Annotated in this window: 11 protein-coding genes and 1 pseudogene; 6 read left to right on the top strand and 6 right to left on the bottom strand. The window is 68.1% G+C overall.

Annotated elements, in window-relative coordinates; genetic code table 11:
- Positions 1-9: 9 nt before the first annotated feature.
- Complete coding sequence (locus NF681_00835) at positions 10-759, bottom strand: SDR family oxidoreductase (GenBank protein UST52552.1); 750 nt, start codon at positions 757-759, stop codon at positions 10-12.
- A 115-nt stretch (positions 760-874) separates the two neighbouring features.
- On the opposite strand from NF681_00835, the gene NF681_00830 reads away from it, so the two are divergent.
- The 5 genes and pseudogenes from NF681_00830 (at position 875) to NF681_00810 (ending at position 5,524) form a co-directional block, all read left to right on the top strand.
- Positions 875-1,765: a LysR substrate-binding domain-containing protein gene (locus NF681_00830; GenBank protein UST52551.1), complete on the top strand. Its 891-nt coding sequence runs from the start codon at positions 875-877 to the stop codon at positions 1,763-1,765.
- A gap of 847 nt (positions 1,766-2,612) precedes the next feature.
- Positions 2,613-3,293, top strand: a complete 681-nt coding sequence (locus tag NF681_00825; GenBank protein ID UST52550.1) for a hypothetical protein — start codon at positions 2,613-2,615, stop codon at positions 3,291-3,293.
- 259 nt (positions 3,294-3,552) lie between these two features.
- The gene (locus tag NF681_00820) at positions 3,553-4,158 is read left to right on the top strand and encodes a TetR/AcrR family transcriptional regulator (protein ID UST52549.1); all 606 of its coding nucleotides are present in this window, start codon (positions 3,553-3,555) and stop codon (positions 4,156-4,158) included.
- Positions 4,159-4,244: 86 nt separating this feature from the next.
- Entirely contained in the window at positions 4,245-4,934 is a 690-nt protein-coding gene (locus tag NF681_00815; GenBank protein ID UST52548.1) for a type 1 glutamine amidotransferase domain-containing protein, read from the top strand.
- Between the two features lie 124 nt (positions 4,935-5,058).
- Positions 5,059-5,524, top strand: a pseudogene (locus NF681_00810) (NADP oxidoreductase).
- A 65-nt stretch (positions 5,525-5,589) separates the two neighbouring features.
- On the opposite strand, the gene NF681_00805 reads toward NF681_00810, so the two are convergent.
- Entirely contained in the window at positions 5,590-5,937 is a 348-nt protein-coding gene (locus NF681_00805; GenBank protein UST52547.1) for a hypothetical protein, read from the bottom strand.
- A 230-nt stretch (positions 5,938-6,167) separates the two neighbouring features.
- Here NF681_00805 and NF681_00800 point away from each other — a divergent pair, with 230 nt between their 5' ends.
- Positions 6,168-7,478, top strand: coding sequence for an MFS family transporter (locus NF681_00800; protein UST52546.1), 1,311 nt, complete (start codon positions 6,168-6,170; stop codon positions 7,476-7,478).
- A 112-nt stretch (positions 7,479-7,590) separates the two neighbouring features.
- Here the strand turns inward: NF681_00800 and NF681_00795 are convergent, their stop codons facing one another.
- The 4 genes from NF681_00795 to hutI all read right to left on the bottom strand — a co-directional run bounded on the left by NF681_00795 (position 7,591) and on the right by hutI (position 12,520).
- Positions 7,591-8,949: an FAD-binding oxidoreductase gene (locus NF681_00795; GenBank protein UST52619.1), complete on the bottom strand. Its 1,359-nt coding sequence runs from the start codon at positions 8,947-8,949 to the stop codon at positions 7,591-7,593.
- A 40-nt stretch (positions 8,950-8,989) separates the two neighbouring features.
- Positions 8,990-9,817: an N-formylglutamate deformylase gene (gene hutG, locus NF681_00790; protein ID UST52545.1), complete on the bottom strand. Its 828-nt coding sequence runs from the start codon at positions 9,815-9,817 to the stop codon at positions 8,990-8,992.
- Entirely contained in the window at positions 9,814-11,205 is a 1,392-nt protein-coding gene (locus NF681_00785) for a formimidoylglutamate deiminase (GenBank protein UST52544.1), read from the bottom strand. The genes hutG and NF681_00785 overlap by 4 nt, the downstream gene beginning before the upstream one ends.
- A 73-nt stretch (positions 11,206-11,278) precedes the next feature.
- Positions 11,279-12,520: an imidazolonepropionase gene (hutI, locus tag NF681_00780; GenBank protein UST52543.1), complete on the bottom strand. Its 1,242-nt coding sequence runs from the start codon at positions 12,518-12,520 to the stop codon at positions 11,279-11,281.
- Between the last annotated feature and the right edge of the window lies 1 nt (position 12,521).

Raw genomic sequence — 12,521 nt, 5'->3', positions numbered from 1 at the left:
TCTGAACGTTCAGTGAATCAACATGCCGCCGTTCACATCCAGCGTGATGCCGGTGCAGTAGGCGGACAGGTCGCTGGCGAGAAACACGCACGCACCGGCGACGTCCTGGGGCCGGCCCAGACGCGCCAGGGGGATGGTTTCGGAGATCTGCGTCTTCTGGGCGTCGCTCAGCTTGCCTTGGGTGATGTCGGTCTCCACCAGACCCGGCGTGATGCTGTTCACGCGAATGCCCTCGATGCCGAATTCGCGTGCCATGGCACGTGCCAGACCGAGCACGCCCGCCTTTGCCGCGGAGTAGTGAGGCCCGCCGAAAATGCCGCCTCCCCGCTGGGCCGATACCGAGGAAATGCAGATGATCGAGCCCGCTTTCCGCTCGCGCATGGCCGGCAGGACCGCCTGCGACATGTAGAGCGTTCCGCGCAGGCTGACGTCCAGGATGCGGTCGTAGTCGGCGCCGGTGATCGCCAGCGTCTTGACGGGTTGGGTGATGCCCGCGTTGTTCACGAGGACGTCGATCCGACCGCAGGTCTCGAGCACCGCGGCGGCCGCGGCCTCGCACGATGCCTTGGACGTCACATCGGCGACCAGCCCGAGGTGGCCTTCTCCGAGCCGCGAAGCGGCACCGGCCGGGTCGGCCCGCTCGAGGTCGAGGATGACCACGCGCGCGCCCTGCTCGACCATGTTGCGGGCGGTCGCATAGCCCAGGCCATTGAGGCCCGCGCCGCCGGTGATCATCACGACCTTGTCTTTCAACAGCATCACGTCTCCTTGTTTGTGAACGACGCGATTGTTTGTGGGCTCAACGATGACGACAAGGGATGTTTGGTCAGAGTAAGATGAAGTTCCTTCACCTTACAGCCGGGTTGACCCCAGGATGAGCACCATCCCACCCATCAGCACGTTGTTGGCTTTCGAGGCCGTTGCGAGGCGGCGCAGCTTCGCCATTGCGGCGTCCGAACTCCACCTGACCGCCTCTGCGGTGAGTCATCAGATTTCCAGGTTGGAGGCGCAACTCGGGGTCCGCCTGTTCGAACGCAGCGCGCACGGCGTCAGGCTCAGCGTCGCTGGGGAGACGTACCAACGCCGCGTCTCCGGTGCGCTGATGGCGCTGTCGTCCGCGACCGACGACCTGCGCCAAGGCAACGGCAACAGCCTCTTCGTCCACTCGGCGCCGAGCATCGCCAGCCTCTGGCTCATGCCCAGGCTGCGCGCTTTTTCACAGGAGCATCCCGAGATCTCGCTGAACCTGTCCGCTGCGCATACAACGAGCGACTTCGCGCTCGGCCAGGCCGACGTCGACATCCGCTACGGCGTTCCTCATTGGCCGGACCTGATCGTCGAGCCATTGTTCGAGGAGAAAGTGCTTCCGCTGGCCAGCCCCAGCTTCATCCGGGAACACAAGCTGAAGAGGCCGGAGCAGCTGTTCGAGCTTCCATTGATCCAGAGCAATGTGAGCGTGGTGCAATGGCCGGATTGGTTCCTGCGGTTCACGGACCGGCGTTCGCCCGACGTGTTCGCCGTGCGCTTCGACCGCGCGCAGATGGCCTTGGATGCGGCCACGTTGGGTCTCGGCATTGCGCTGGAGAGTTCCACGATCGCAGCCTCGCACATCGCCGAGAGAAAACTGAAACCTGTTTTTCCGCAGACCATGGCCATTCCGATCAAGGGACACTTCGTGGTCTATCCGGTCCGTCATGCCAAGCGACCCGCTGTCGAAGCATTCGTCGAGTGGGTGCATCGCGTGGCCGCGAAGACTGCAAGCTGAAAATCTGGTTGGTCATGCGATCGCGCTGCGAGGACAAGACGCCGCTCGGGACTGCCCGGCAACATCGGATAAGCGCCCGGCCGGAAGCCAATTGCAAACTGCTTCCAGGACATCCCGCGCAACCGACGCGTGAGGCAGTGCACGCGCGTGCCCGTGCATCTGACCGCTTACCTCATGGATTCGGACATCGACATCCGCCAGCGCCGATTGGCGTGCATGTTCGGTGCGATCGGCATGCAATGGATCGTGCTCGACCAGCGTCGTGAACATCGGCGGCAACGCGCGTTCGTCGACTGCTTGCAAAGGCGCGGGAAGTGGACGGATGCGTGTGCCGTATCGGCGACGCCCAGCGAAGCAGCTCCGGCAGGTGCAACCGATCCATGTCGATGCTGCAGCGCATGTTCCACAGCGCCTGGGCTGACGAAGCACGAGATTCATGCGCTCCACCACCTGCCTCGATCGCAGGACCTGAACGATGCGGCCGCGACGGCCGTGGTTTCCAGGGCGCAGAGCGACACGTCGCGCGCGTCCATGGTCTTGTCGGCACGACCCCGCCTGCGGTTCGGCGAGCTTGGCGTCCCGGGGCATGCGCCGGATCTGCGGAGCACCGCCGGTCGCCATGTGCGCGAGACGTCGACGCTGAAAGGCACCGAAGCGACACGCCAGTTCGGCGTCGGTGGGCGTCAGGCCCGATCAGGTTCACCCGATCGACGGCTGCGCGGTCACGCTGGGTGCGACGCGCCTGCTGCAGGGTCATGCCCTGCGCACACGCCCCTGACAGCACCAATTGCCGCTGGCGCCACAGTGCGCTAGCCTTCGCCGCTTCCACAACCCCAGGAGTGCTCCGATGTCCCGTCGTCTCGTTCTTTCCGCAGGCGTCGCCGCCGCGGCGGCTGCTCTGGTCCTGGGTTGCGGTGCCATCAAGCCGTCGGGCGGCACGCCGATGAGCTTCTTCGTCACCAGCGTCAATCCAGGCCAGGGCGGCGATCTCGGCGGCCTGGTCGGTGCCGACCGCTTCTGCCAGTCGCTGGCATCCGGCGCCGGGGCCGGTGGCAAGACCTGGCGCGCCTACCTGAGCACCACGGCCATGAACGGGCAGCCGGCTGTCAACGCACGTGACCGGATCGGCGCCGGCCCCTGGACCAACGCCAAGGGTGTCGTCGTCGCCACCAGCCTGGCCGACCTGCACAGTGCCAACGCCCGTGTAGGCAAGGACACGTCGCTGACCGAAAAGGGCGAGGTCGTTTCCGGCTTCGGCGACCCGGTCAACCGCCACGACATCCTCACCGGTTCGCGTCCCGACGGCACCCTGGCGGTGCCAGACCCTGGCAAGGACACGACATGCGGTAATTGGACTCGCAGTGACGGCGGCTCCGCCATCGTGGGCCATCACGATCACAAGGGCACCAACCCCGATCCGGTGGCCAACGCCTCCTGGAACGCTTCGCATGGCACGCGCGGCTGCAGCATCGACCAGCTCAAGATGAGCGGCAGCGCAGGCCTGATGTACTGCTTCGCGACGAACTGAGCGGGACCCCGGCGCGGTTCGGAGTCCGCTTCGTCACGAATCCTGTGCCGCGCGTCCGCAGCGGAACGCGGCCTGGTCCCCAAACTGTGCAATCCGCGACGTCGCTCTCGACTCGGTCGACCGGGTCGCCCCCCTGTCGGACCGGGGCCACCGGCCCGACACGCCAGTTCGCCACCGTCGTCGCCATCAGCGCTCCGACGCAACTCGATCAACCGAACGCTCACTAGACGACCGGTCTATTTGTTGTTAGAGTCACCGCATGCCTTCCGTCACCCCTGCACCGTCCAACGACACCCGCGACAACATCCTCGCGTCGGGCCAGCGACTCATGGCGAGCAAGGGGTTTTCAGCCGTCGGCTTGAACGAGATCCTGACGACCGCAGGCGTGCCCAAAGGCTCGTTCTATCACTACTTCGGTTCCAAGAACGCGTTCGGCGAAGCGCTGATCGAGGCCTATTTCGAGGACTACCTGGCCGAGATCGACACGACGCTCGCCAAGCCCGGCTCCGACATGGCGCAGCGCCTCATGAGCTACTTCGCAAGCTGGCAGGAGAGCCAGTCGTTCCTGGACTGCCAGGGGAAGTGCCTGGCTGTGAAGCTGGGCGCCGAGGTGGCGGATCTGTCGGAGACGCTGCGCGCGGCCATGAACCGGGGCACCGCCGCGATCATCTCCCGCCTGGCCATCGCCATCGAGACCGCCGCCGCCGAAGGCTCCCTGTCGATCGACGACACGCCGGAACGGGTCGCGCAAGGCCTCTACCAGCTCTGGCTCGGCGCGAGCGTGATGGCGAAGATCGTGCGCGATCTGCAGCCGTTCGAAACCGCGCTGACCACCACCCGTCACATGCTTCACTTGTCCGCGTGAGTACCGGCCACCCATCGCCCCGGTCCTGCGCTTTTCTTCGCCGCGTCGTTAGTCGACCGGTCTATTTTTTATCCACTGGAGTTCCCATGAAAGTCCTCATCGTCCTGACCTCGCACGACCAACTCGGCAACACGGGCCGCAAGACCGGTTTCTGGCTGGAGGAACTGGCCGCGCCGTACTACGCGTTCCAGGCTGCCGGCGCCGAGATCACCCTTGCCTCGCCGAAGGGTGGTCAGCCGCCGCTCGATCCGAAGAGCAACGAGGCCTCGTCCCAGACCGACTCGACCCGCCGCTTCGAGGCCGACGCGGTCGCCACGGCCCAGCTGGCCGCCACGGTGCGGCTGGACACGATCGACCCGGCGGACTTCGACACCGTCTTCTATCCCGGCGGCCACGGCCCGCTGTGGGACCTGGCCGAGGACAAGCACTCGATCGCGTTGATCGAGTCGTTCCTCGGCGCCGGCAAGCACGTCGCGCTGGTGTGCCATGCGCCCGGCGTCCTGCGTCACGTCAAAGCGGCCGACGGACGGCCCTGGGTCGAAGGCCGCCAGGTCACGGGCTTCGCCAACACCGAGGAAGACGGTGTCGGCTTGACGACGATCGTGCCGTTCCTTGTCGAGGACGAACTCAAGGCCAAGGGTGGCGTGTACGCCAAGGGTCCGGATTGGGGACCCTACGTGATCGTCGACGGCCTGCTGATTACCGGCCAGAACCCGGCCTCGTCGGCCCCCGCGGCCCAGCGGCTGCTCAGCGAAGTCGCTCGAGCCGCACGCTGAACACCACGTCGCCTCTTCCAACAGCCCCTATAGAAGGTCCCGCGGGGACCTTCGCTTTCATCCTGCCCTGCGTGCGGCGAACGGTCCGCCGCACGGGCGCCGGCCCTGGTGCAGTCCCCGGGGCCCCGGCATCCGTGCCGGGTCCCGCGAACAGAAACCGCGGCCCAGCCGATCGTCTTGGTCGCCGTGCACGGGTCGAGGCTGCCCGAGGCGCTGGCGGGCCTGCCACCATTCGGGGGACGCATCGTCATCGACGCCAACAATCCCGTCGAAGCCCCCTGTTCGAGCCCATCGCCCTCCACGGCCGCACGTCCAGCGAGGCATTCGCCCGCCTGGTCCCGGACGCACGGGTCGTCAAGGCTTTCAATCACCTGCGTCCGGCGTTGCGCTCGGCCGATCCCGTCGAACGCGGTGGCTGGTGCGTGCTGTTTCTCGCTGGCGACGATGCCCGGGCCAACGCCACCGTGGCCGCCCTGATCGATCGGCTCGGCTTCGCCGGCATCGACCTCGGCACGCTCGCCGAGGGCGGGCGTCGGTCGCGATTCCCGGGCGGGCCGTCGAGCGCGCTCGAACTCGTGCGATTCGGCTGACCTCGGCGACGCGACCGCTCGCCGGCCCCTCACGTCCGGAACCCGCATGACCGACCGTTCACCGATCAGCGATCACCGGCGCGCCGTTCGATTTCGACTCGTCGCTTCGCGCCGATCTCGAGCGCGTTTTCAATGAACGCGATGACGCCCAGCGCGCCTCGGCCGTGCACGAATCGTTCACCGACGCACCGGTCATGTACGAGCCCGATCGCCCGGTGCGGGGCCGAGACGCGATCAGCCGCGTGGCCGGCGACCTCTTTCAAGGCCAGCGTGCATCCCGGGATGCATGGCCGGTCATCGACCGGCGAACCTGGCAGGGCCGGATGTCGACGTCGAGGGATCGAGCGCGACGCTTGGCCGGGTTTCATCGTCGGGTGAACGCTCGAACCTCGTGACTGCTTCGAGCGCAGCATTCGGACTCATTTGGCATTGCGCAGCCGAACTCGCCGCGGCATCTGCGCCCATGCGGTGTCACATTCTTGTTGACCGCTTTCGATGCCGCACGTCGCACGGATCGATGCATGCGCGGCAGACGGTGCGCATCTCCCTTCGTGCCGGTCAAACAAGACCGACTCCGACATCCAAGGGTTTCACCGGGTCGCAGAATCGGCCACAGCAAAAATATTCCCAACAAAGCTGATTCATGTCCACAGACTCGTCCTCCGACACCCCGCGTCCCTACACCGCGACCGAGAAGCGAAGCCGCATCTTCGCGATCATGGCGGCCTCTTCCGGCAATTTGGTCGAGTGGTTCGACTTCTACGTCTACGCGTTTTCCGCGCTGTACTTCGCGCCGTCCTTCTTCCCCAAATCGGATCCGACGGCGCAGTTGCTGAACACGGCAGGCGTCTTCGCGGCGGGCTTCCTGATGCGTCCGATCGGCGGGTGGCTGTTCGGCCGCGTCGCCGACAAGCATGGCCGCAAGACGTCCATGCTGATCTCGGTGACGATGATGTGCGGTGGCTCACTGGCCATTGCCTGCCTGCCGACCTATGCGCAGATCGGTGCCTGGGCGCCCTTCCTGCTGTTGGTCTGCCGGCTGTTCCAGGGGCTGTCGGTGGGCGGCGAATACGGCACCACGGCGACCTACATGAGCGAAGTGGCGCTGCGCGGTCAGCGCGGGTTCTTCTCGTCGTTCCAGTACGTCACCTTGATCGGCGGCCAATTGCTGGCCGTGCTCGTCATCGTGGTGCTGGAGCAATTGCTCGATGAAGCCGAGCTCAAGGCCTGGGGCTGGCGCATTCCCTTCGTCATCGGCGCCATCGCGGCGGTCGTGGCCCTGCTGTTGCGCCGCACGCTGCAGGAGACGCAAACGGCGGAAAATCTCAAGAACAAGGAATCCGGCAGCCTGGCGCACCTGTTCAGGCACCACAAGGCGGCCTTCTTCACCGTGTTGGGCTTCACCGCCGGCGGGTCGCTCATCTTCTACACGTTCACCACCTACATGCAGAAGTACCTGGTGAACACGGTGGGCATGCCGATCAAGACGACCAGCTATGTCATGACCTGCGCACTGTTCGTCTACATGTGCATGCAACCGCTGTTCGGCGCCCTCTCGGATCGCATCGGGCGCCGGAACAACATGCTGCTGTTCGGCGCGCTCGGCGCGGTCGCCACGGTGCCGATCCTGAGTGGCCTGCAGCACGTCACGAGTCCCATCGCGGCTTTCCTGCTCATCATCCTGGCATTGGCCGTCGTGAGCTTCTACACATCGATCAGTGGCATCGTCAAGGCGGAGATGTTTCCACCCGAAGTGCGTGCGCTCGGCGTGGGTCTGGCTTACGCGGTCGCCAACGCGATCTTCGGTGGCTCGGCGGAATACGTGGCGCTGGGGCTGAAATCGCTCGGTCACGAATCCGCTTTCTACTGGTATGTGACCTTGATGATGGCGGTCGCCTTTCTGGTGAGCTGGCGGCTGCCGAAGCAAGCCAGCTACCTTCATCACGACCACTGATGCTTGGCGCGGCGATCGGGAGCGGGCCGAGGCTTCCCCGACCGACGCGCTTCCTTTTCCATCCAGGATCGAAGCCCGGAGCGCGGCCGGCCGCTTCCGTCGAGCGACACGATCAGAGGTCGAACAATTTTCCTGGATTCATCAGCCCCAACGGATCGAGCGCCGACTTGATGGCGCGCATGGCGGCCAGCTCCGCGGGCGTGCGGCTCAGTCCCAGCCAGGGCTTCTTGTGCGTGCCGATGCCGTGCTCGGCCGAGACGCTGCCGCCGAACGCGGCCACCAGGTCGTAGACGACGCGCGCCACGTCGTGTTCGGCGCCGTCGAGCGTGCCGAGGTCGGTCGAGAGGTGCAGGTTGCTGTCGCCCACGTGCCCGAAGAACACCGAATGCTGGCCGGGCCAGCGGGCATCGAGCGCGCTGCGGCAGGCCTGGGCGAAGCGGCCGATCTCGGCCATCGGCAGGCTCACGTCGAAGTTGAGCGGCGGGTGCATGTTCGTCGGGAGTTCGGCCGTCGCTTCGCGGATCTTCCAGAGCGCACGGGCCTGGGCGTCCGACTGCGCGACGACCGCGTCGAGCGCCTCGCCGGCGTCCATCGATTTGGCCAGCAGCGCTTCGAGCGACGCGCGCAGCGTGGCCTCGTCGTCGCCCGTCACGTCGACCAGCGCCGTGAACGCATGCACGGTGTCGAAGGGTTCGCGCAGCGATTGCCATCGCAGCGAGGCTTCGACGAAGTCGCGCCACATCAGCTCGTAGGCCGCGACCGCCCCGGGAAAGCGCGCCTGCAGCCGGCGCAGCAACGCGAGGGCTGCATCGAAGTCCTCCAGCGCGACCAGCACCGTGGCCTTGGCCGGCGGTGCCGGGTGCAGCCGCAGCACCGCGCGCGTGATCACGCCCAGCGTGCCCTCCGCGCCGATGAAGAACTGCTTCAGGTCGTAGCCGGTGTTGTTCTTGATCATCGGCCGCAGCATCGGCAGGACGCTGCCGTCGGCCAGCACGACCTCGAGGCCGAGCGCCTGCTCGCGCATCATCCCGAACTGCAGCACGCCGTTGCCGCCGGCATTGGTGGCGAGGTTGCCGCCGATCTGGCAGGAGCCGCGCGCCCCGAGGTCGACGCCGAACCGGAGGCCGTGCGCCGCTGCGGCGTCCTGCACCGCCTGCAGCGTGGCGCCGGCCTGCACCGTGGCGGTGGAGGCCGCCACGTCGATGGACTCGATCGCGGCCATCCGGTCGAGCGACAAGGCGATGCCGCCGGGCACGGGCACCGCCGCACCCGCCATGCCGGTGAGCCCGCCCTGCGGCACGACCGGCACCCGGTGTCCGGTGCAGATCCGCAGCACCTCGGCCACCTGCGCGGTGCTGCGCGGTCGCACCAGCGCGAGCGGCCGCACCGGCGTGACGCCGCTCCAGTCGGTGAAGTGACGCGGCGGCACCGCGTCGGCGGCCTGCACGGCATCGGCACCGAGGGCCGCGATCAGCGCGTCGATGAAGGCGGTCGGAGGTGGAAGATCCACCTCAGGCACGCACGGCCCTCGCCTCGACGAACGCCAGTACCGCCTTGATCATCCGTCGCACGTGCGGCTGCACGCCCGCCGCCACGTCGGGCAGGTAGTCGAAGGGCAGCGCTTCCTGCATGTAGCTCGACTGGGTCATCTCCAGCTGGACCGCATGCACGTTCTGCGCAGGGTTTCCATGGTGGCGCGTGATGTAGCCGCCCGTGAAGCGCCCGTTGAGCACCCCGGTGTAGCCGGGTGCGCGCTCGGCGATGGCGAGCAGCGTCTGCGCCAGCGCCGGGTCGCAACTGATGCCCTTGCCGGTGCCCAGGTTCAGGTCGGGCAGCTTGCCGTCGAAGAAGCGTGGCAACACCGAGCGGATCGAATGCGCGTCCCACAGCGCGGCGACGCCGTGCTGCGCCTTGATTTGCGCCAGCGCTTCGGTGAGCTTGGCGTGGTACGGCTGCCAGACGGCCTCGCGCCGCGCCGCGATCTCGACCTCGCCGGGCACGTCGCCCGCGGCGTAGATGGGCGTGTCGTCGAAGGTGTCGACGGGGCACAGCCCCGTGACGCTCTGGCCCGGGTACAGGCTGGCGCCGTCGGGTGCGCGGTTCAGGTCGATGACGTAGCGCGAATGCGTGGCGACCAGGACCGAGGCGCCGAGTTCGTCGGCGAAGTCGTAGAGGCGTTCCAGGTGCCAGTCGGTGTCGGGCACCCGTCGTGCCTCGTCGGTGAAGCGTGCCGCCAGCGCGGGCGGCACGAAGGTGCCGACGTGCGGCATCGAGATCAGCAGCGCGCGCGTGCCCTGGCGAAAGCGGAAGGCAGGTTCGGTGGTGTGGAAGGTGGTCATGGTGTGTGGAGGAGCTGGCTGCGCGCCGCGACGAAGGCGGCGGTCGCAGGTTCGTGAAGTTCGTGGCGCCCGGCCTGCACGCGCGGTCGGCCACCGACCCAGACGGCTTCGATGGCGCTGGTGCGGTGGCTCGCGAAGACGTGCGACGACAGCATGTCCGAAGCGGACAGCCCGCGCAGCGCACGATGGTTCGCATCGAGCACCACGAAGTCGGCCTGCTGCCCGACGGCCAGGCCCGCGACGGCACGGCCGGCCGCCCGGGCGCCACCCGCGACCGCCGCCAGCGTCATCGCCTCGGCGACCTGCGGCCGCCCGGCATCGGCCGCGACGTTGCGCTGGCGCGTCGCCAGGCGCTGGCTGTATTCGAGCATCAGCAGTTCCTCGGCGGCGTTGACGCAGACGTGGCTGTCGGAGCCGATGCCCCACGCGCCGCCCGTCGCGCCATCGGCGGCGCGCCACGCGCCCAGGTCGAAGATGCCGTCGCCGAGGTTCGCTTCGGTGGTCGGGCACAGGCCCGCGACGGCGCCGCTCGCGGCGGCGCGACGGTGTTCGTCGGCATCCATGTGCGTCGCGTGCACGAGGCACCAGCGCGCGTCGACCGGCGCGTGGTCGAGCAGCCAGGCGACCGGGCGCTGCCCGCTCCAGGCGATGCAGTCGTCGACTTCCCGGGTCTGTTCGGCGATGTGGATGTGGATGGGTGCCGTCGCATCCAGCGCGTTCAGCCCGGCGAGGGCCTCCCGCAGGCCGTCCGGCGGCACGGCGCGCAGCGAGTGCGGCGCCAGGCCCAGCCGGGCGTCCTGGCGTTCGCACAGCGGCTTCAGGCCTTCGAGCAGGCGCAGCATCGACTCGGTCGAGCGGATGAAGCGGCGCTGCCCCTCGCTCGGCGGCAGGCCGCCGAAGCCGCTGGTCTGGTAGAGCACCGGCAACAGGGTGAAGCCGATGCCCGCGCGCTGCGCCGCGCGCATCAGGGCGTGCGCCAGCGTGGCATCGTCGGCGTAAGGACGCCCGTCGGCTTCGTGATGGACGTAGTGGAACTCGCAGACCGAGGTGTAGCCGGCCTCGAGCATTTCGACGTAGAGGCCCAGCGCAATCGCTTCGAGTTGCGCGGGGTCGAGGCGCGAGGCGAAGCGGTACATCAGCGTGCGCCAGCTCCAGAAGCTGTCCCGCGACGCGCCGCGGTATTCGGTCAGGCCGGCGATCGCACGCTGGAAGGCATGCGAGTGGAGGTTGGGAGTGCCCGGGACGACCGGGCCATGGGTCGTCCCGCCCGGTGCGGGGATATTCGGTTCGACGCGGGTCAGTCGACCCTGGGCGTCCCATTGAAGGAGGACGTTGCAGGCCCAGCCGGTGGGGAGCAACGCCTGGCTCGCGACGAGGCTCCGGGTCATCTCGCGCTCCACGCGGTCGACGGGCGGGAGCGCCGGCGGGCAGCATGCCGGACGGACGGACCGCAACGCGCCCTCATGCGCCGACACCCGCCGCGATCCGCCCCTGCCGCACGACGGTGGACACGGGCCGCTGACCGAACCAATAAGCCAGCTCCGAAGCCTCGCGCAGGTTCCACAGCACGAAGTTCGCGGGCAGGCCCACCGCGATGGCCCCGTGCGTGGCCTGCAGCCCCAAGGCACGCGCCGCATGCGTCGTCACGGCGGCGATGGCTTCAGGGACCGTCAACCGGAACAGCGTGCAGGCCATGTTCACCATCAGCAGCAAGCTCAGCGCGGGCGAGGTGCCGGGGTTGTGATCGGTCGATACAGCCATCGGCACGCCGGCCTCGCGCAACGCGGCGATGGGCGGCGGCTGCGTGTCGCGCAGCGTGTAGTACGCGCCGGGCAGCAGCACGGCCACGGTGCCCGCCGCGCGCATCGCGTCGACGCCGGCCTGCGACAGATGCTCGATGTGGTCGCACGACAGCGCGCCATGGCGCGCCGCCAGCGCCGCGCCACCCATGTCCGACAGCTGCTCGGCGTGCAGCTTCACCGGCAGGCCCAGCGCCCGCGCGGCCTGGAAGACGCGCTCGGTCTCCTCCAGCGAGAAGGCGATGCGCTCGCAGAACACGTCGACCGCATCGATCAGCCCTTCGGCCGCGAGCGCGGGCATCATGTCGTCGCAGACGAGCGCGATATAGTCACCACTGCCGTTCTCGCGACCCGCGTACTCGGGCGGCAATGCGTGCGCGCCCAGGAAGGTGGTGCGCACCGTGACGCCATAGGCCTCGCCGAGCCGGCGCGCCACGCGCAACTGCTTGCGCTCGTGTTCCAGCGCCAGGCCGTAGCCCGACTTGATCTCGATCGCGCAGACACCCTCGGCCAGCAGCGCCTCGAGCCGCACGGCCGCGCTCGCGAACAGATCGTCCTCGCTGGCCTCGCGCGTGGCGCGCACGCTCGAGACGATGCCCCCGCCGGCCCTGGCCACTTCTTCGTAGCTGGCACCGGCGAGTCGCATCGCGAACTCGTTGGCGCGCTGTCCGCCGTAGACCAGGTGCGTGTGGCAGTCGACCAGGCCCGGGGTGACCAGGGCGTCGCCGCCGTCGTGCAGCGGCAGCGACGCGAACCCGGCAGGCAGCGCCGCGCGCGGGCCGACCCAGCGGACGATGCCCTGCCCGACGACGATGGCCGCCTGCGTGGTCGCGTCGCTCGCGAGCCGCAGGCCGGTCCAGAGACCGTCGGCCGAGGGGAGTGCGTCGAATGGCTTGTGCTTCATG

The organism is Comamonadaceae bacterium OTU4NAUVB1, assembly GCA_024372625.1.
Taxonomy (GTDB): Bacteria; Pseudomonadota; Gammaproteobacteria; order Burkholderiales; family Burkholderiaceae_C; genus Variovorax.
Note: the sequence above shows the minus strand (reverse complement) of the source record. Positions and strands in the feature narration are given on the sequence as shown.

Coding starts and splice junctions, on each gene's coding strand:
- hutG (UST52545.1), bottom strand. CDS start 9,817: ATGACCACCTTCCACACCACCGAACCTGCCTTCCGCTTTCGCCAGGGC.
- NF681_00825 (UST52550.1), top strand. CDS start 2,613: ATGTCCCGTCGTCTCGTTCTTTCCGCAGGCGTCGCCGCCGCGGCGGCT.
- NF681_00830 (UST52551.1), top strand. CDS start 875: ATGAGCACCATCCCACCCATCAGCACGTTGTTGGCTTTCGAGGCCGTT.
- hutI (UST52543.1), bottom strand. CDS start 12,520: ATGAAGCACAAGCCATTCGACGCACTCCCCTCGGCCGACGGTCTCTGG.
- NF681_00800 (UST52546.1), top strand. CDS start 6,168: ATGTCCACAGACTCGTCCTCCGACACCCCGCGTCCCTACACCGCGACC.
- NF681_00785 (UST52544.1), bottom strand. CDS start 11,205: ATGACCCGGAGCCTCGTCGCGAGCCAGGCGTTGCTCCCCACCGGCTGG.
- NF681_00805 (UST52547.1), bottom strand. CDS start 5,937: ATGCTGCGCTCGAAGCAGTCACGAGGTTCGAGCGTTCACCCGACGATG.
- NF681_00835 (UST52552.1), bottom strand. CDS start 759: ATGCTGTTGAAAGACAAGGTCGTGATGATCACCGGCGGCGCGGGCCTC.
- NF681_00820 (UST52549.1), top strand. CDS start 3,553: ATGCCTTCCGTCACCCCTGCACCGTCCAACGACACCCGCGACAACATC.
- NF681_00815 (UST52548.1), top strand. CDS start 4,245: ATGAAAGTCCTCATCGTCCTGACCTCGCACGACCAACTCGGCAACACG.